The sequence below is a fragment of the Mucilaginibacter pedocola genome (assembly GCF_002013915.1).
Classification (GTDB): domain Bacteria; phylum Bacteroidota; class Bacteroidia; order Sphingobacteriales; family Sphingobacteriaceae; genus Mucilaginibacter; species Mucilaginibacter pedocola.
The window spans coordinates 326,395-344,499 of the sequence record NZ_MBTF01000036.1; the positions used below are offsets into that span (position 1 = coordinate 326,395).

General features: G+C 44.5%; 18 protein-coding genes. 12 read left to right on the forward strand and 6 right to left on the reverse strand.

The window, feature by feature from the left end; all coding sequences use genetic code 11:
- Positions 1-4: 4 nt before the first annotated feature.
- Both BC343_RS26070 and BC343_RS26075 read right to left on the reverse strand, forming a co-directional pair.
- A complete protein-coding gene (locus BC343_RS26070) occupies positions 5-952 on the reverse strand; it encodes a hypothetical protein (RefSeq protein ID WP_078350743.1) in 948 nt (315 codons plus the stop codon).
- Complete coding sequence (locus tag BC343_RS26075; protein ID WP_238381872.1) at positions 953-2,263, reverse strand: MBOAT family O-acyltransferase; 1,311 nt, start codon at positions 2,261-2,263, stop codon at positions 953-955.
- 275 nt (positions 2,264-2,538) lie between these two features.
- Here BC343_RS26075 and BC343_RS26080 point away from each other — a divergent pair, with 275 nt between their 5' ends.
- The 3 genes from BC343_RS26080 (at position 2,539) to BC343_RS31475 (ending at position 5,277) form a co-directional block, all read left to right on the forward strand.
- Positions 2,539-3,459: an energy transducer TonB gene (locus BC343_RS26080; RefSeq protein ID WP_078350745.1), complete on the forward strand. Its 921-nt coding sequence runs from the start codon at positions 2,539-2,541 to the stop codon at positions 3,457-3,459.
- Positions 3,460-3,532: 73 nt separating this feature from the next.
- Positions 3,533-4,324: a UPF0158 family protein gene (locus tag BC343_RS26085; RefSeq protein ID WP_078350747.1), complete on the forward strand. Its 792-nt coding sequence runs from the start codon at positions 3,533-3,535 to the stop codon at positions 4,322-4,324.
- A 116-nt stretch (positions 4,325-4,440) separates the two neighbouring features.
- Positions 4,441-5,277, forward strand: a complete 837-nt coding sequence (locus BC343_RS31475) for a glycine-rich domain-containing protein (protein ID WP_202909868.1) — start codon at positions 4,441-4,443, stop codon at positions 5,275-5,277.
- Positions 5,278-5,623: 346 nt separating this feature from the next.
- Here the strand turns inward: BC343_RS31475 and msrB are convergent, their stop codons facing one another.
- The 3 genes from msrB to uvrA all read right to left on the reverse strand — a co-directional run bounded on the left by msrB (position 5,624) and on the right by uvrA (position 9,910).
- Positions 5,624-6,154 (reverse strand): peptide-methionine (R)-S-oxide reductase MsrB, encoded by a 531-nt coding sequence (msrB, locus tag BC343_RS26095; RefSeq protein ID WP_078350748.1) that lies wholly within the window; start codon positions 6,152-6,154, stop codon positions 5,624-5,626.
- Positions 6,154-6,771, reverse strand: coding sequence for a peptide-methionine (S)-S-oxide reductase MsrA (gene msrA / locus BC343_RS26100; RefSeq protein ID WP_078350749.1), 618 nt, complete (start codon positions 6,769-6,771; stop codon positions 6,154-6,156). The genes msrB and msrA overlap by 1 nt, the downstream gene beginning before the upstream one ends.
- A 250-nt stretch (positions 6,772-7,021) precedes the next feature.
- The gene (uvrA, locus tag BC343_RS26105; RefSeq protein WP_078350750.1) at positions 7,022-9,910 is read right to left on the reverse strand and encodes an excinuclease ABC subunit UvrA; all 2,889 of its coding nucleotides are present in this window, start codon (positions 9,908-9,910) and stop codon (positions 7,022-7,024) included.
- Between the two features lie 433 nt (positions 9,911-10,343).
- Here uvrA and BC343_RS26110 point away from each other — a divergent pair, with 433 nt between their 5' ends.
- From BC343_RS26110 to BC343_RS26135, 6 genes are all read left to right on the forward strand, one after another.
- Positions 10,344-10,928: an RNA polymerase sigma factor gene (locus BC343_RS26110; protein ID WP_078350751.1), complete on the forward strand. Its 585-nt coding sequence runs from the start codon at positions 10,344-10,346 to the stop codon at positions 10,926-10,928.
- A gap of 459 nt (positions 10,929-11,387) precedes the next feature.
- Complete coding sequence (locus BC343_RS31145) at positions 11,388-11,534, forward strand: hypothetical protein (RefSeq protein WP_156088776.1); 147 nt, start codon at positions 11,388-11,390, stop codon at positions 11,532-11,534.
- Between the two features lie 227 nt (positions 11,535-11,761).
- On the forward strand, positions 11,762-12,526 hold the full coding sequence (nth, locus tag BC343_RS26120) for an endonuclease III (protein ID WP_078350753.1): 765 nt from the start codon (positions 11,762-11,764) through the stop codon (positions 12,524-12,526).
- A 128-nt stretch (positions 12,527-12,654) separates the two neighbouring features.
- A complete protein-coding gene (gene recA, locus BC343_RS26125) occupies positions 12,655-13,662 on the forward strand; it encodes a recombinase RecA (protein ID WP_078350754.1) in 1,008 nt (335 codons plus the stop codon).
- 295 nt (positions 13,663-13,957) lie between these two features.
- Positions 13,958-14,209, forward strand: coding sequence for a hypothetical protein (locus tag BC343_RS26130; RefSeq protein ID WP_078350756.1), 252 nt, complete (start codon positions 13,958-13,960; stop codon positions 14,207-14,209).
- Positions 14,202-14,504: a type II toxin-antitoxin system RelE/ParE family toxin gene (locus tag BC343_RS26135; RefSeq protein ID WP_078350757.1), complete on the forward strand. Its 303-nt coding sequence runs from the start codon at positions 14,202-14,204 to the stop codon at positions 14,502-14,504. The genes BC343_RS26130 and BC343_RS26135 overlap by 8 nt, the downstream gene beginning before the upstream one ends.
- A gap of 15 nt (positions 14,505-14,519) precedes the next feature.
- Here the strand turns inward: BC343_RS26135 and BC343_RS26140 are convergent, their stop codons facing one another.
- Positions 14,520-14,987 (reverse strand): DUF4293 domain-containing protein, encoded by a 468-nt coding sequence (locus BC343_RS26140; protein ID WP_078350759.1) that lies wholly within the window; start codon positions 14,985-14,987, stop codon positions 14,520-14,522.
- Positions 14,988-15,103: 116 nt separating this feature from the next.
- Here BC343_RS26140 and BC343_RS26145 point away from each other — a divergent pair, with 116 nt between their 5' ends.
- The 3 genes from BC343_RS26145 (at position 15,104) to BC343_RS26155 (ending at position 18,104) form a co-directional block, all read left to right on the forward strand.
- Complete coding sequence (locus BC343_RS26145) at positions 15,104-15,370, forward strand: hypothetical protein (protein ID WP_078350761.1); 267 nt, start codon at positions 15,104-15,106, stop codon at positions 15,368-15,370.
- A gap of 51 nt (positions 15,371-15,421) precedes the next feature.
- Positions 15,422-16,174, forward strand: coding sequence for a tRNA pseudouridine(38-40) synthase TruA (truA, locus tag BC343_RS26150; RefSeq protein ID WP_078350762.1), 753 nt, complete (start codon positions 15,422-15,424; stop codon positions 16,172-16,174).
- A 175-nt stretch (positions 16,175-16,349) separates the two neighbouring features.
- Positions 16,350-18,104: an ABC transporter ATP-binding protein gene (locus tag BC343_RS26155; protein WP_238381875.1), complete on the forward strand. Its 1,755-nt coding sequence runs from the start codon at positions 16,350-16,352 to the stop codon at positions 18,102-18,104.
- The last annotated feature ends 1 nt before the right edge of the window (position 18,105 follow it).

Sequence of the window (18,105 nt, forward strand, 5' to 3'; positions counted from 1 at the left end):
TTTGTTAACGAATAATGCTTTTAAGGTCTTCTGTTAGCTGTTTGTTGAATATTTCTACACCCGTGTTATTCAGGTGGAAATAATCGTGAAACATGGTGCTGTCATTACATATAGGGAGTTTGCTGTAATCCAGGTAGCTAAGCCTATATTTTTTTGCGAGGGCTTTGTACATATTAGTTACAGCCTCCCTTTTGTGTACCAGGTTTTGATAGCGGTTTAAAGTCGGCGTCCAAACCAGTATCAGGGTTATGTTCTCCTTTTTACAATACTGTATAAAATCTACAAAGTTTTGATACTCTGCTGCCGTTGGTAGGGCCGTATCGGTGCCGTGGGGGTATTTGTGCAGAAACGCATTCATCGCAGCGGGATCATATTCACCCTGGTAACTCATAAAGCCACGGTAAGTGCCGTTATCCGCAACCGATTTATTCAAAAAATTATGAATGCCGGTAGCTGCTGCGCCCGGGCTGCTGTGGTATTTATATAAAGGCAGGTAAAGGTCGGTGTAGCCATAAATGATTTGGCCTTGTAACTCGTTAATAACACCTTTATTTAGGTACGGAATAAACTGCGCATTATCTACATAACCGGGGCTTCCCAGTAAAAGATGGTCAACCGCCTGTATAAGGTAGCGGGGCTTTTTATTGTACTTTAAAAACTCTTTAAACCGGTATTGCTGCATCGAAAACGAAGAAGCATTTATACCGAGATTATACGCATCAAGCTTAAATGCATTTTCGAATGCATACGGAGAGAAATGCGCCCTTGCCCGTGATGATCCCTGGAAAATGATATCAGCTTTAATGTTGCCGTTGTAAATATCGTACCACTCTTTATAATTTTCAGAATAGGCAGATTTGCGAAGACCGCTATCAATTACCCATTGCCAGGCAAAAGCCAAAAGCAACGAAATAACAAAGAAAGCGGCAAGCTTTTTAAAAAATACACCCATTTAAAACTGAAAATAAATAAACCGCACGCCCTGGTAGGCGCCAAATAAAAATATGGTAAAAAGCAGGAACAGGTAGATGCTCCACCGCAAATACAAGTTACGCCGTACAGCAACACTCCCGGTTTTCCACCCAAATTCCCGGTAAAATTGTTCTAATGCGAGTATAAATAACGCAGCCAGTATCGGGAATTTAGAGAATGTGTCCGCACCCCAGGGCGATATGGCGTTCCTCCCGTCGTTTGCTATATAGTTTCCCTCAAACAGGTTCCTGATCATAAATATAGCTTGGTGCAATGTTTCGGCCCTGAAGAATATCCAGGCAATACTTACCAAAACAAGAACGATAAGCGTTTTAATAATGCGCGTAAATATCGGAAGCTTGTTTAAGCCAATTGCCGATGCCAGCATATTGCGCAATGGTTTGGATATGCGCTCGATGATGAGTAAAAGGCCGTGTAATACGCCCCATATCAAAAACGTCCAGCTGGCGCCGTGCCAAAGCCCACTTATGGCAAATACAATTAATATGTTGAGGCACCAACGCGGCACCTCTACCCGGTTGCCACCCAAGGGGATATACAAATAATCTTTAAACCAGGTGGATAGCGATATATGCCAGCGCGACCAAAAATCAGATACAGAAGCAGCCAAATAAGGCTGCCTGAAGTTTGCCATTAATGTAAAGCCCATTACCAGCGCGGCACCTATGGCGATGCTCGAGTAGCCTGCAAAATCGCAAAAGATTTGTATGGTGAAGGCCATGGTACCTATAAGCGTAGCCAAGCCTCCCATGTGTTCGTATTTATCGAAAACATTGTTGGCAACAAGCGCCATATTATCGGCTATAACAATTTTCAAAAAAAAGCCCCAAAGCATAAACCGGAGCCCGCGAGTTGCCCTCTCGTAATTAAAATAGTGCTCAACCTTAAACTGATGAAGTATATTCTGCGGGCGCTCTATTGGGCCGGCAACCAATTGCGGATAAAACATTACATATAAAGCATAAATGCCAAAGTGTTTTTCGGCTTTTTGCTTGCCCCTGTATACTTCAATAGTATAGCTCATGGCCTGGAAAGTGTGGAACGACAAACCTATAGGCAGCAATATGCTGAGGTAGGGAATAGGGTTATGATAGCCGCCATTGTTTAACAGCCAGGTAAAGTTGTCATTTAAGAAATTATAGTATTTAAAAATGGCCAGTACAAGCACATTGGCCGCAATGCTAATGATGAGGTAGTTTCGGCGGGTTTTACCCGTTGCTTTTTCTATTTGCAGCCCGGCAAAATAATCTATAACAATGGTAAAGGCCATTATTAAAATGTAAACGGGCTTAAAAAACATGTAGAAGTAGCAACTGCTTAATAACAGCAATATCCAGCGGAAACGATGCGGCAGGATAAAATATAGCGATGTTACTCCTGCGAAAAAGAATAGAAACTGTACGGAGTTAAAAAGCATTGCCGGAGCCGAATTACAGAGAGCTTAAATATGATGATTATTCGGCAGACTTTTGATAAGAAATGGCGCGCCTGTTGTAACTTTAAAACGCCCAAAATATCTAAAAAAGAAAAAACCTTATTTATTAAATGAAACTCTACAAACGCATTTCGCTCACCGTTTTTATACTCTTGTTAGCCGGCGGGCTTTTCGCCCAAACCAATAAAAAACTCATTGCTCAATTAGATTCCATCTACGCTGCCGACCAGCAATACCGCAGCAAAGCGATGCAGGAGGCTGGTAAAAATAACCCCGAGCTGGACAAAAGTAACATGACCAAGCAATCGGTGATTGACCTGCAGAATTTAGCCAAGGTGGAGAAGATATTTGCACAGTACGGCTATCCCGGCAAATCGATGGTGGGAGAGGAACGCCAGTCGTACGCGTTTATGGTGATACAACATAACGACCAGCCGGCACAAGAGAAATACCTACCCCTGATAACGGAAGCTGCTAATAAAGGCGAATTGCGTGCAGCATCATTAGCCATATTGGTAGATAGGGTACGCACCGGTCGTGGCAAAAAACAGATCTATGGTTCGCAAATGCACGAAACTAAAGATGGAGTAAAGGTATATCCGATTGAAGACGAGCCGAATGTAGATAAGCGAAGAGCGAAGATAGGTATGCCGCCCTTGGCAGTTTACTTAAAGCAGTGGAACATCGTTTACAAAGTACCGACTGCAGATAAACCCAACCCCGAGAGTATGTATTACCACCGGGAGGAAAGAGAGGAGTCGCCCATTGAAGCCGTTGGTGGCGACGAAGCTATTTTCTCCGCATTGAATTACCCCGAAGCCGCAAAGGCCAACAATATTAAAGGCACCGTTACCGTTCAGCTGACCATTGATAAAGATGGCAATACTAAAGATGTGCAGGTGGTGAAAGGCTTAGGCTACGGCTGCGACGAAGAAGCCCTGCGCGTGATGAAAGCCGCCAAATACATCAACAAAACCGGCGAGGATAGCGAGATAAGGATGAGGCTGCCATTTCCGTATGAGAAGAAGTAGGTATTACATTGAAACCTATTCAAGTATTGCTACATGATTTAACCTTTTATATTTGTGGCTTAACATTTATGCTATGGTAGAACCGCTGGGTGAACAAGCGTTAAAGGAAATTGCCGGTGAGTTGCAAATGGGAATGTTGTGTTTTTATAACAAAAACACCGGCGAAATAGTGTCTTATCCGAATGGGGTGGAAGATTCTGATGTGTTTGATCTTTGGGAAGATGTTGCACAAAAAGTAAATGATAACCCAGGCGATTATTTCGAGTTTGATGCTTTAGACAGCCATCAGTCTTTCAAAGTAATGGAGCGGTTTGTTCACGGAATAGACCATATCCCTACGCACAATAAATTTATTGGCGTGCTATCCCGAAAAAAGCCTTTCGCCAATTTTAACAACCTGCTGCATAATTATCCCGAATTACGGGAGCAATGGTTCCCCTTTAAGGATAGCAATTACCTTGACTATGTAAAGGAGCAAGCGGATCGTTTTTTGGAACAGGCAAATACCATTAATAGTTCTTTTGATAAAAGCTTTTGTTACGAATTAGAGTATCGTTTAAGTGAAGCTTTCAGAAACTCAACAGATAAGATTATTAAGCATATTTGGTGCGATGGTGTATTGATACCAACCGACGATATGCAACTGAGCAGGGAGCACATATTCACTAATCACACTATAGAGACAGAAGCTTTCATAGGGGAAAGCGGCCAGGATAAATATCAGATGACAATTAAATTAGGCCTGCAATCTTTAAAAAAATGCAAAGATGGGGACGAACTTTCGGATTGCCTGCCGGATGCATCTTCCTTAAACTGGGTGTCGTTGGATATCGAAAATAGAACGATCGAGGTGCAATTGAAATAACTCATCACTTGCTGACGCCTTAATATTCACCTAACATTAAATAACGATAATTTAATAATTACTTAATTCGACGAATCTTCTTTCTGATTAGCTTTAGCTAATTTATACATACTAAAATGACGAAAGAAGAAAAAGAATTATGGCAGAAGATTGATGCCTTTGCGCTGGATGAACCCGGCGTAAGCTTCAGTTTTTCGCAAAGGCTCGCCAAGGAGAATGGCTGGAGCTGCAATTACACCAACCGCGTGATAGCAGAATATAAGAAGTTCATCTTCCTGTGTTGCATCACCGAAACCGGCGTTACCCCATCTGACCCGGTAGACCAGGCCTGGCACCTGCACCTTACCTTTACCCGAAGTTACTGGGTTGATTTGTGCCAGAATACCCTTGGCAGGCAAGTTCACCACAACCCCACCAAAGGCGGCGAACAGGAGGCGAAGAAGTTCGATAGCTTTTATACCTCATCGCAAACTCTTTACATCGATGCCTTTGAAACCGCACCACCCGAGGATATCTGGCATAATAACCAGCAACGGTTTTCCGATATCGATTTTCAGCGGGTAAACATGAAGCGTAATTGGGTGATCAGAAAGCCGAGGATACCAATAACGGCATTCCTGGTATTAGCTGTGGTGTTTGGTATTTGCGGTATGTTCATCCAGGCGATCGCAGATTATGGCGCATTTCTATTTATGCTGTGCATATTTATAGCGATAACTATCGGAGTGTACAAATGGGAATCGAACCCTGAAGAACACAACGGGAAACGAAAACGAAATGATGGCAGCGGTTGCAGTACTGCCGGCTGTGGGGGCGATGCCTCTCACCAAGGCGGGCACGATAGTGGGCATCATGGAGGAGATGGTGGGCACAGCGGTTGTAGTAGCGGATGTTCAGGTTGCTCCAGTTCGGGGTGCAGCGGCTGTAGTGGTTGCGGCGGTGGCGGCGATTAAGCTCTCTATCGACTTTTTACTTTTCTTTTGCTGCTACCTTTGCAGCTATTTATTGCCCGGCAACGGGCGTTGTCGTTTATAGCCATTTCTCTTTGATGGTGATACCCTATCTCCTCGCTATTCTCACCAAACGTTCCGATGGAACGTGAATGCTGCTTTTATTTTTTCTACCAACCAGACGTGCCTACCGGCACGAGCTAATTCATTGTTAGTTATCACCAATGGGTAAGAGTAGGCGCTTCTGCATCCCATCGGAATGCCTGGTTGGTAGCAAAAAGCCCGTAACCCTCCCGCGTTCCGTAGAAACGCCTGGTAGATCACGGGCTTGCTAATAAGTATTATGTTTTTATAACCCCGAAGACTTCCCTAAAGCATCCGGCTGAAAATCCAGTGAGATGGAATTCATGCAGAACCTTTTATAGGTAGGGGCGGGGCCATCATCGAAGATATGGCCAAGATGCGAGTCGCAACGGGCGCAAATAACTTCGGTGCGGTCCATACCGTACGATTTATCTTCTTTGTAAACTACGGCATTCTTGCGCGATGGCTCGAAGAAACTTGGCCAGCCGCAGTTACTTGCAAATTTAGCATCGCTGCGGAAAAGCTTGTTGCCGCATACTGCGCAGTAGTAAGTGCCTTTGGCAGTTTGATTCCAATACTTGCCGGTGAAGGCGCGTTCGGTGGCTTGCTCGCGGGCGGTGGCATACAGGTCTTTTGGCAATATCTTCTTCCACTCGGCATTGCTCACATTTAAGTGTTTGGTGTCGGTATTGGAATAGTACGGGTTATTTTGGTGCCCGTTGGCCGATTTTATCTGCTGGGCATTGGCTGTGTTTATGAGCAGGAAGGCCGACAGCAATACTATCAAATATCTCATTAGTGCTTTAATTTATCTTTAAATACCTTTTTAAATTTCTCCAGCTCGGGCTGTATCACATACTTGCAATAGGGCTGCTTGCCGTTTAAAGCGAAGTAGTTTTGGTGATAGTCTTCGGCTTTGTAAAACACTTTGTAGGGCACCACTTGTGTAACTATTTTGCTTTTGTAGGCATGTTCAGCATTCAGTTTACCAATGTAATAGTCGGCTTTTTGCTTTTGGGCAGCATTGTGGTAAAATATGGCTGAACGGTATTGCGTGCCTACATCATTACCCTGGCGGTTAAGCTGGGTAGGGTCGTGTGCTACAAAAAAGGCAGCAAGTAGTTCATCGTAGGTAATTACCTTTGGGTCGTACACAATATTGCATGCTTCGGCATGGCCGGTGTTGCCTGTGCAAACCTCTTTGTAGCTGGGGTTAACGGTAGTTCCGCCGGTAAAACCCGATGTTACGGCCGTAACGCCTTTCAATTGTTTAAACTTGGCCTCGGTGCACCAAAAGCAACCGGTGGCAAATGTAGCGGTATCAAGCTTCGGTTTGCTGTTCGCAGGCTTCCCCGCAAATGCCGAAGTGCCTGCTGTTATAAGCAAGGCTATAAATAGGGTTATCTTTTTCATATGTAAATGTATATACGGGGTAATTAGTGCTGAGGTATTCGGGAAAATCAAAATGATAGAGGCTTGACAAAGGGCGGCATTTAAAATTCCCTCCTTGGGGAGGGGCGTGTAGGGCATGAGCGCAAATGCAGGGAGGGGTTTAGCCGATATGCAATTCGAATATGCATTATTGGCTAAACCCCTTCCTCCACCTTCCCCAAGGAAGGAATCGCGCATTCCCGCTGCTTTTTTTCGGCTTGGCCTCTAACCGTTACTCGAACCTTTCCTTCAAAAACTCCCCGGTAAAGCTACCTTTCTGTTTCAGTAACCCTTCGGGGGTGCCTTCAAATACTACGTTGCCTCCTTTGTTACCGCCTTCGGGGCCGATATCTATTATCCAGTCGGCACATTTTATCACATCCATATTGTGCTCTATCACAATAATGGTGTTGCCATGGTCTAATAAAGCATCGAAGGATTTCAAAAGTTTCTTGATATCTGCAAAGTGCAGTCCTGTGGTGGGCTCATCAAAAATAAAAAGCGTTTTATGCGTATTGTTGCCCTTCACCAGGAACGATGCCAGCTTAATACGTTGCGCCTCGCCACCCGATAGCGTATTGCTCGATTGACCTAACTGTACGTAGCCCAATCCCACGTCGACCAAAGGTTTTATTTTGGCCAATATCTTAGGCTCCTTAGCGAAGAAGATAAGCGCTTCGTCAATGGTAAGTTCCAGAACTTCCGAAACGTTCTTTTCGTTGTACTGCACATCCAAAATATGCTGCTTAAAGCGCTTGCCTCCGCAGGATTCGCAGGTGAGGAAGATATCTGCCATAAATTGCATCTCTATCTTCACTTCGCCTTCGCCCTGGCAAACATCGCAGCGCCCGCCTTCTACGTTGAAAGAGAATGCCGATGGCTTCAATCCCGCAGCTTTTGCGGCTGGAAGGGCGGCATACAGGTTGCGTATCTCATCCCAGGCTTTTACATAAGTAACCGGGTTAGAGCGCGACGAACGGCCGATGGGGTTTTGGTCCACCAGTTCTACCTGTTCTATTTTAGCGTAATCGCCCTCTACGCTATCGAAGGCGCCGGTCTGCTCACCATTATAGTTACCTAATATTTTCTGCAGGGCGGGGGCAAGTACACGTTTCACCAAACTGGTTTTACCCGAGCCCGATACGCCCGTAACCACGGTAAGCACACCCAGCGGGAATTTAGCGCTCACGTTATTCAGGTTGTTTTCGCGTGCGCCTTTTATCTCCACATAATCGTTCCATTTACGGCGATGGGTAGGGATAGCGATAGATTCGCGGCCGCTGAGGTATTTGCCGGTTAAGCTATCATCGTCGGTGATGATCTGGTCGTAAGTACCGGTGAATATCAGGTTGCCTCCATGGGTGCCGGCTTCAGGTCCAATATCAATAATGTGGTCGGCAGCTTTCATAATTTCTTCCTCGTGCTCAACCACCAGTACAGTATTACCCACATCGCGCAGCGATTTAAGCACGCCCACCAACCGTTGCGTATCGCGCGGGTGAAGCCCTATGCTTGGTTCATCAAGCACATATACCGAACCCACCAAACTACTACCCAGCGATGTTGCCAGGTTTATACGCTGCGATTCGCCACCTGATAAGGTGTTCGATAAGCGGTTTAGCGTGAGGTAACTCAACCCCACATCATTTAAAAAACGCAGGCGGTTGGTTATTTCCAGCAATAAGCGCTTGCCCACTTTTACATCGGTTGGGCTTAAATTCAGGCTGCCGAAAAATTCCAATGCGCTATCCAATGGCATCAACACCACATCGGTTATCGATTTGCCGTCTATCTTCACATAAGTGGCATCCTTGCGCAGGCGGCTGCCTTTGCATTCGGGGCAGGTTGTTTTACCCCTGTATCGCGATAGCAAAACCCTATACTGTATCTTATAGGTTTGCTCCTCCATCTCTTTAAAGAAATCGTCGAGCCCGCGGAAGTACTGGTTACCATCCCAAAGCAGGCGTTGTTGTGCCTCGGTAAGCTGGTTGTATTGGCGATGTATAGGGAAATCGAACTTGATGGCGCTTTTTACCAGTTTATCATTCCATTCGCGCATTTTTTCGCCGCGCCATGGGGCAATAGCGCCCTCGTACACGGTTTTGCTTTTGTCGGGGATAACCAGGTCCTCGTCAATACCTATCACCTTACCATAGCCCTCGCAGCGTTTGCAGGCACCATAAGGATTGTTAAAGCTGAAGAAGTTTGCCGATGGTTCTTCAAAGCGAATTCCATCTAATTCAAACCGGTCGCAAAAGAAGCGTTCTTGTTCTACGTCACTTTCCGGTTCGCGGTAGCGTACAAAGCAATCGCCTTTGCCTTCAAAAAAGGCAGTTTGTATACTATCGCCAAGCCGGCTTATGGTTTCGTCCTCGTCGTTTTTGGTTATGCGGTCAATAACTATTTTCAAAGAATCATTTGCAGCTAAAGGGGCTTCGGGTTCTTCGGCTACCTTGGCTTTCCCCTTCTTAGGTTTTGCTTCGGGTGCGTCGCCAAAGGCAACGTTGGCAACTGTTTCGTCTTCCAGCATGCTCTCGATGCGGTTTAACTGACCGTTATATTCCACACGGATAAAGCCTTTCTGCATCAGCACCGCCAGTTCTTCTTTCAGGCTGCGGTTATTATGCGGATGCAGGGGGCAAAGGATAGTCACCTGCGTATCGGTAGGTAGGCTCATTACAAAGTTCACCACATCGGTAACGCTATCCTTTTTCACCACTTCGCCCGAAATGGGGGATATAGTTTTACCAATGCGCGAGAAAAGCAGCTTAAGGTAATCGTATATCTCGGTACTGGTGCCCACGGTACTGCGCGGGTTACTGGTAATTACTTTTTGCTCTATAGCTATGGCCGGGGCAATACCTTTAATGTAATCTACATCAGGCTTATTCATCCTCCCCAAAAACTGGCGCGCATAGCTGCTCAGGCTTTCTACATAGCGGCGCTGCCCTTCGGCATACAGCGTATCAAAGGCGAGCGAGGATTTACCCGAACCCGACATGCCGGTAACCACCACCAGCTTGTTTTTGGGGATGGCCACATCCATGTTTTTCAGGTTGTGTACCCTGGCCCCTTTTATGATGATATGTTTTTGCGGGTCTTTTTCGGCTTCTTTGGTCATTGTTAAATTAGTTCATTGTTGATGGTTCATAGATCATAGTAAAAATAGTTTGTTATTGGGTTAAACCTTTTTTTGGGGAACCATCTAACATTAAAGGTTTATTAACCTTTATTTGTTCTTACATAGTGCATTATGCCATGAACTATGATCTATTAACCATGAACCGTTTGCGAATGCAAAAATCCTAAAATATTTAGCTTTTTGCAAATGAGTTGTGGAATAGCGGAGGCGTTAAAATGAATACTTGCAATATACTGACAGGTGAGCATTGTGATAAAGGCATGACAATAGCCCTTCTAAAAAATATTTGCTTTTATTTTTAAGATCATTATATTTGAGGGTAACATTTTTTAACCCCTAACAGAAACGCTATAGATAGAACTCTACTTTTAATAACGCAAAAGATTTTAATTTAGTTTATTAGTAGCTCTCTATGGATTTTCAATTGAAAAGTGATCAGGATCTAATCCATCTATATATCGCCGGTGACGAAGCAGGACTTGTGGAGCTCATCAGAAGATACCAATCCAAAATTTACACTTCTATTTACCTGCTCGTTAAAGACGAAGCCTTGGCCGAAGATATTTTCCAGGATACTTTTATTAAAGTTATTAATACGCTAAAAGCCGGCAAATATAACGAAGAGGGCAAGTTTTTACCATGGGTAACCCGTATTGGGCACAACCTGGTGATAGACCATTTCCGCCGCGAAAAACGCGCGCCAATGGTAAGCAATGGCGACGACTTTGATATTTTTGAAGTGTTGGGCAATTATGACGAAAGCGCTGAAGACAAACTGGTGCGCGAACAAACCCATAAAGACCTAAAAGCCCTGATACAATTGCTGCCCGCCGAGCAAAAAGAAGTACTAATCATGCGCCACTTCGGCGATATGAGCTTCAAAGAAATTGCCGACGTTACTGATGTAAGCATTAACACTGCCCTTGGCCGCATGCGTTACGCCCTTAACAACCTGCGCAAAATGATGCAGACGAAGGAGTTGAGTCTCAAGAATTAGAGGTTAGAGGCTGGTTAGTTAGAGGTTAGAAGAAGATATTTGAGCTGCTCGTTTCACGGGCGGCTTTTTTTATTTTGTCTGAACTCGAATTTTATGGAATTTTCCGAATTTTTAGAATCAACAGTCTTGTAGTTTTTCCCTTCTGTATAATTCTAAAAATTCCCCCAAATTCGAGTTCAGAAAAGTAACATTCATGTAACATTTTCCTTCCAATTACAATTTTCCGCCACTCCCTTGCGTTGTAAAAATAATAGCAATTAAGCGTGTCGTTTAAACGCAATGAGTGTGCGTATAGGCGATGAGCATCAGTTGATTAGCAAGATGAAAAAAATTTCATTTAATTTTCATCTTTATAAAATAATTGAAATTAACTGTCGTTATTTACATAACAAAAAACAAAAATAGCTTATGGGTGAAACCTTTACTACAAATTTTTACGCGGACACTAATCATGCTCAGATGAACGAGTTATTTACACAAGAAAATCTGGATGCCGATACAGTGATATTCTACCACTCTATCCATGCCGAATTGGATCTTCTGAAAAAGAAACCAAAACCGCAAACCATCCACCAGATACTCGACTACTCGAAGAGCCTGCGTTAAGTGCATCGCACCCCCGAAACTGGTTCATAGACCATTCTGCCGGCAAGGCCTGAAGTTTGGTTTATGAACCTTTCTATTTTTAGTTTATTGGTTCACCGGTTCATTGGTGTGCAACTGATAAGTTTATGCGCGGCATACTTGCTGCTTTGCCAACAAATCATGAATATTGCGTAACCGTTCACCACTTAGTTACCAATGACTAATGAACCAATGAACGAATAAACTAAATGCTGAAAGCCGAACGCTACCGCCATTTTTTAGAATATTTTCAGAAGAACCAGCCGGGAGCCGAAACTGAGCTCCATTATGGCAACCCCTACGAATTGCTGGTGGCTGTGATACTTTCTGCACAGTGTACCGATAAGCGCATCAATATGATCACTCCCAAATTGTTCGAGCGTTTCCCTACGCCCGAGGCTTTGGCCGCATCTGATGCTGATGAGATATTTACCTACATACGCAGTGTAAGCTATCCTAATAATAAAGCAAAGCACCTGGCGGGCATGGGCAAAATGTTGGTAGAGAAATTTGGCAGCGAAGTCCCTTCGGGTATAGAAGAATTGCAGCAACTGCCCGGCGTTGGGCGTAAAACGGCCAATGTGATAGCGTCGGTAGTTTTTGAGGCGCCGGCTATCGCAGTAGATACGCACGTGTTCAGAGTTGCAAACCGCCTTGGGCTGGTGAAGGCAAGCACTCCGCTGGCGGTCGAAAAACAATTGGTAAAGAACCTGCCCGAGAATACCCTGGCTATAGCACACCACTGGTTGATACTGCATGGCCGCTATATTTGCGTTGCCCGCAGCCCTAAATGCGATATTTGCCCGCTAACCTGGTTCTGCAAATACTACGAGCAACACAACACCGAGTCTGCACTACTAAAAGCTGAAGCCCTTAAACAGAAGAAAGCTAAAGAAGCCAAAAAGAAAAAGGCGCTGAACGCAATAAGCAAGGAGCTGAAAAAGCGGAGTGTGGACAAGCAGGATAATAATTAAGCTGCAACCCAAATCATTGCCGGGCCCATCCACGGGGCGGCTAAGCAAAAAATATTTTCAAATAAATACTAAAATAATTAGCAAATAATAAAAACACTGTTTATATTTGTTTCACGAAAAACATAGAGATGAGCAATACAGATAAAATGAAGGCACTACAGCTTACCCTTGATAAGCTGGAAAAATCATACGGAAAAGGCACCATCATGAAGCTTGGCGAACAAGCTATTGAGGCAACCGAAACAATATCAACCGGTTCGTTGGGTTTGGATATTGCTTTGGGCGTAAGTGGTTTGCCAAAAGGCCGTATCATTGAAATATATGGCCCGGAATCGTCGGGTAAAACTACCCTGGCTATTCATGCTATTGCCGAGTCACAAAAAAAAGGTGGTATTGCTGCCTTTATTGATGCGGAGCACGCGTTCGACAGGTTCTACGCTAAAAAATTAGGTGTAGATGTAGAGAACCTGCTCATCTCTCAGCCCGATAATGGTGAGCAAGCCTTAGAAATTGCCGACAATCTGATCCGCTCGGGTGCTATCGATATTTTGGTTATCGACTCAGTGGCAGCCCTGGTGCCAAAAGCCGAGATAGAAGGCGAAATGGGCGATTCGAAAATGGGCTTGCACGCCCGTTTAATGTCGCAGGCCTTACGTAAGCTAACCGGTACCATCAGCAAAACCGGGTGCTGCTGTATATTCATTAACCAGCTGCGCGATAAGATAGGTGTAATGTTCGGTAACCCCGAAACTACTACCGGTGGTAACGCCCTTAAATTCTACGCTTCGGTACGTTTAGATGTACGCCGTATATCGCAGATAAAAGACACCGACGAAGTATCAGGTAACCGCGTGAAGGTGAAAATTGTGAAAAACAAAGTGGCACCTCCGTTCCGTATAGCCGAGTTCGATATCATGTTCGGTGAAGGTATTTCTAAAGCTGGTGAAATTATCGACTTGGGTGTAGAATACAACATCATTAAAAAAGCAGGTTCATGGTTCAGCTACGGCGATACCCGCCTTGGCCAGGGCCGCGATGCTGTTAAACAATTGATACTGGATAACCCTGAATTAGCCGAGGAACTGGAAAGCAAAATAAAAGCTACCGTAACCGGCGAAAGCATGATGGAAGCCTAAGGCTGGGATTCCACCGATTGGATTTGATTCCACCGATTGGGTTTAGTGCGAGTTAGATACTAATAAGTCTTTAAATGACGAAATAATTCCCTCCTTGGGGAGGGGTGCGGTAGGATGTATGCAAAGGCAGGGAGGGGTTTAGCCGCCTTGCAATAAACGCAACGGCAATGAGAATAAACAGAGCGAGGCTTCCAATTTGGAAGCCTCGCTCTGTTTGGAAGTGGGATCGCAAAAAAGTAGGGAATATTTCAAAGATGGATTTTTGTATATTTGAGTACAAACAAAATGAGGTGGTATGGAAGCAGCTGTTTTAAAAAGTGATTTGCTTGATAAGATCGAGCATGCCGATGATGAGCAAATAACTAAGCTTTATGGGCTGGTAACCAATTATCTTAATAGCCAGGTTGAAATTGAAGAATGGGATTCGTTACCGGCATTGCACAAACAATTGATAAATAAGGGGCTTGAACAAGCTGAAATGGGATTAGGAACGCCTTTGGCTGAAGTGAATAGAAGGATCAAAGAAAAGTACGGCTTAAATGGCTAAGGAAGTCATTTTAATGCCGCTGGCTTTGGCTAACTATGAAACAATAATTGAATATCTTCTATCTGATTGGAACGAAAAGGTAACCAATGATTTTATAAAACGTTTTAACCAGGTTTGTAATTTTATACTGGATAGTCCTGATATATACCCCTATATAGATAAAGTGAAAAGAGTGCAGCGTTGTGTACTCACAAAGCACAATGTGATTTATTTTGTTGTGACCCCGGATGCCGTCAAAATCCTTACGATATTCGATAGCAGGCAGAATCCGGAAAAGTTGCTGAGCGTTTTTTAACCTCGGATTCCAAGCTTACCTCAGCCTATCCGCCGACTTCACCAACTTCTCATCCCGCTGAATAGCTTTAAAAGCAAATATGATAAGGATGATACTTAGCGAAGTTAAAACCAACCCTATCCCCATATTCTTATATTCCAATTGTATAGGGCCAACTACTTTTTTTACAGTTTGAGCCATCCAGAAGCTGTAGCCTATAAGTGCCAATATAGCGCTGTAGCATAAGGTGATTTGCTGTTTGCGGTTTTTGTAAAGAAAAATAATCGCCAGCGGTACTAAACCTATGATGGCTGTAATGGCCGTCAATGCCGGGAAAGATTCGATGGTTTTCTCTTGCCCGTTCACAATTTCCGAAACGCCAGTTACGCTTACGTTTACCAGTTTACCATCAACAAAAAGGTTGTGCGCTACCGGAAATAAAAACAAGGCGAACATTACAAGCGAGGCCGCGAAGAGGTATATACTTTGTATGCGTTGTATCATGGTTTGTTGAGTATGGGCACAAAGATAATTTTTTTAATAATTGGCAAAACTAATTTGTTAATAGCCTATAAAAGATGAAATAAGGATGTATATTTACTTTACCAATTATTATCGCAATGGCCTTTCTCGCAATTATCATTTTTTCGGTTTACGCCTATCTTGGGCATAAGCTTCATCGTAATACAATTGCCTGGGGCTTTGTTGGCCTGGGTGTTGCAGTTACCCCACAGATTTTGTTTAGTCCGTTTTTAATGTTTGGCGACGATCCTGCAGGCCAGTTAATGGATTGGTCGATGGCTGGTTTTTTAGGTGTAGTATTGTCCTTTGCTGTGGCGGTTTTAATTGTTCACCGGAACAAATTTATTTTCACGCGCAATTCTTAGCAGATAACCAAAACCACCTGCATTTACACACGGCTTTACTACCTTTGCCCCGTGGCAGAATATCAACGCTATTTTATTGAACTTGCTTACGATGGTACCAAATACCATGGCTGGCAAATACAGCCCAATGCTGTTACGGTTCAGGAGTTGCTAAACAAAGCATTATCTACCTTGTTGCGCCAACCTATAGAAACCACAGGTTGCGGCAGAACGGATACCGGCGTACACGCTACAGAGTACTTTGTGCATTTTGATCATTCGTCCATGGACCATAGACCATGGACCATGGACAAAAAAGGCCTCAACGCTCTTCTTCCACACGACATCGCCATTAAACGCATTATCCCCGTAGAACCCGAGGCGCATGCCCGTTTCGATGCTACTTTACGTAGTTACGAGTATCATATCCATTTTCAGAAAGACCCTTTCAGGCACGGCTATTCGTGGTTGCTGCGCGATACGCCCGATCTGGAGTTGATGAACCGCGCTGCCGCAATTATCATGGAATACTCAGATTTTAGCTGTTTCAGTAAATCGAATACGCAGGTTAAAACCAATAATTGTAAAATTGTAAATGCGGCATGGGAACCGACGGAAAAAGGCATTGTATTTAAAATATCGGCCGATAGGTTCCTGCGTAATATGGTGAGGGCCATAGTAGGTACGCTAATAATGGTTGGCCGAGGCGAAATACCACCCGAAGCTGTGCGCGATATTATAGAAAGTAAAAACCGCAGCAATGCCGGAACAAGTGTACCGGCTTGCGGCTTGTATTTAACCGAGGTGAAGTACCTGTACCTATAACCCTTAAGCCCCCTAACCCCATGAAGGGGGAATGGAAATTTGATAAGTAATGAGTAAAGAAGAAAAACAAGATAACAAAAGTACTTCAAAAACTCCTCCGCTAACCAGCGGAGGCGGGGGGGGCTCCGCAGTTGTTACCGGCAAAGCCTTCGATTGGAAATTGCTTTCGCGCATTATGTACTATGTAAAGCCTTATAAAATGGTTTTTGTAGTAGCGGCCTTCCTTACTATCTTCCTCTCGGTGGTGGCTTTGCTGCAGCCTATATTGATACAACTCACGCTGGATAAGTATATCCTCGCCAACGATTACCAGGGGTTGGTTTTTATGGTAGAGCTGATGATAGGGCAGCTGCTTATTCAAACCATCGCGCAATATTACCAAACCTACCTCACCAACTCGCTTGGCCAATCGGTTATCCGCGACCTCAGGAAGGATGTATTCAACCACATCACCAGTTTGCGCTTGCGCTATTTCGACCGCACGCCCATTGGTATGCTTATCACCCGCACGGTATCCGACCTGGAGACCATTGCCGATATATTTTCGGAAGGGCTTATCTCCATTATGGGCGATATGCTGCTGGTTATCGCCGTTATTGGCTGGATGCTGCACGAGGATTGGAAACTGGCGCTCATTACCCTGATACCGATGCCATTCCTGTTCGCGTCAACCTATGTCTTTAAAGAGGCCATCAAATCATCCTTCCAGGAGGTACGAACACAGGTAGCGCAGTTGAATACCTTTTTGGCCGAGCACATCAGCGGTATCAGCATTATCCAATACTTTGCCCGCGAAGAACAGGAGATGCGCAAATTCAAAGCCGTGAACCTGAAATACCGCGATGCCAACATCCGCTCAAACTGGTATTATTCTATCTTTTTCCCGGTGGTGGAGATATTGTTCGCCGTTTGTATGGCGCTGTTGGTTTGGTATGGTTGCAAACGCATACTTAACGATCAGCAATTGCATGCCATCTCGGCATCCGAGCATGGCATTACGCCGGGCCTCATCACCAGTTTTATTGTGCTGCTAAATATGCTGTTCCGCCCTATACGCCAGCTGGCAGATAAATTTAATACCTTGCAAATGGGGATGGTAGGGGCCGACCGTATTTTTAAAGTGCTGGATACCGACGATGTGGCTCCTAATGATGGGCAACTGGCCCCACCAGTTTTACAGGGCGATATCGAATTTAAAGATGTGTGGTTCGCTTATAACGACGAGAATTGGGTGCTTAAAAACATAAACTTCCACATTAAGCCCGGCGAAACGCTGGCATTAGTCGGTGCTACCGGCGCAGGCAAATCGTCAACCATCAACATCCTCAACCGCTTTTATGATATTGGGAAGGGCAGCGTAACGGTCGACGGGCATGACATCCGCGATTACAAAGTAGATTATCTGCGTTCGAAAATAGCCACAGTAATACAGGATGTCTTTTTGTTTACCGATACCATTGGCAATAACATCAGCCTGAATAACGAAAACATTACTCGCGAAGAAATTATTGCTGCAGCCAAGGACGTAGGTGCGCATGATTTCATCGAACGTTTACCGTGCGGGTACGACTATAATGTAATGGAACGGGGGGCAACCCTCTCTGCAGGGCAAGCGCAGTTAATATCGTTCATCCGTGCATTGGTGTATAACCCGGCAATTTTGGTGCTGGACGAGGCCACCTCGTCGGTTGATACCGAAACCGAATTATTGATACAAAACGCCATCAACAAATTGATGCAGGGGCGCACGGCTATAGTGATAGCCCATCGCTTATCAACCATCCAGAATGCAGATAAAATATTAGTACTTGATCATGGTGAAATTATGGAAAGCGGTACCCACCAGGAATTGCTGAAAATAGAGAACGGCTATTACCGTAAACTATACGATCTGCAGTTTAATTCAGCAGGTATAGCTAAACCCGTTTAGG

Coding starts and splice junctions, on each gene's coding strand:
- BC343_RS26075 (WP_238381872.1), bottom strand. CDS start 2,263: ATGGCCTTTACCATTGTTATAGATTATTTTGCCGGGCTGCAAATAGAA.
- BC343_RS31475 (WP_202909868.1), top strand. CDS start 4,441: ATGACGAAAGAAGAAAAAGAATTATGGCAGAAGATTGATGCCTTTGCG.
- BC343_RS26135 (WP_078350757.1), top strand. CDS start 14,202: ATGGCTAAGGAAGTCATTTTAATGCCGCTGGCTTTGGCTAACTATGAA.
- BC343_RS26155 (WP_238381875.1), top strand. CDS start 16,350: ATGTACTATGTAAAGCCTTATAAAATGGTTTTTGTAGTAGCGGCCTTC.
- recA (WP_078350754.1), top strand. CDS start 12,655: ATGAGCAATACAGATAAAATGAAGGCACTACAGCTTACCCTTGATAAG.
- BC343_RS26130 (WP_078350756.1), top strand. CDS start 13,958: ATGGAAGCAGCTGTTTTAAAAAGTGATTTGCTTGATAAGATCGAGCAT.
- msrA (WP_078350749.1), bottom strand. CDS start 6,771: ATGAAAAAGATAACCCTATTTATAGCCTTGCTTATAACAGCAGGCACT.
- BC343_RS31145 (WP_156088776.1), top strand. CDS start 11,388: ATGAACGAGTTATTTACACAAGAAAATCTGGATGCCGATACAGTGATA.
- nth (WP_078350753.1), top strand. CDS start 11,762: ATGCTGAAAGCCGAACGCTACCGCCATTTTTTAGAATATTTTCAGAAG.
- BC343_RS26070 (WP_078350743.1), bottom strand. CDS start 952: ATGGGTGTATTTTTTAAAAAGCTTGCCGCTTTCTTTGTTATTTCGTTG.
- BC343_RS26085 (WP_078350747.1), top strand. CDS start 3,533: ATGGTAGAACCGCTGGGTGAACAAGCGTTAAAGGAAATTGCCGGTGAG.
- BC343_RS26080 (WP_078350745.1), top strand. CDS start 2,539: ATGAAACTCTACAAACGCATTTCGCTCACCGTTTTTATACTCTTGTTA.
- uvrA (WP_078350750.1), bottom strand. CDS start 9,910: ATGACCAAAGAAGCCGAAAAAGACCCGCAAAAACATATCATCATAAAA.
- msrB (WP_078350748.1), bottom strand. CDS start 6,154: ATGAGATATTTGATAGTATTGCTGTCGGCCTTCCTGCTCATAAACACA.
- BC343_RS26140 (WP_078350759.1), bottom strand. CDS start 14,987: ATGATACAACGCATACAAAGTATATACCTCTTCGCGGCCTCGCTTGTA.
- BC343_RS26110 (WP_078350751.1), top strand. CDS start 10,344: ATGGATTTTCAATTGAAAAGTGATCAGGATCTAATCCATCTATATATC.
- BC343_RS26145 (WP_078350761.1), top strand. CDS start 15,104: ATGGCCTTTCTCGCAATTATCATTTTTTCGGTTTACGCCTATCTTGGG.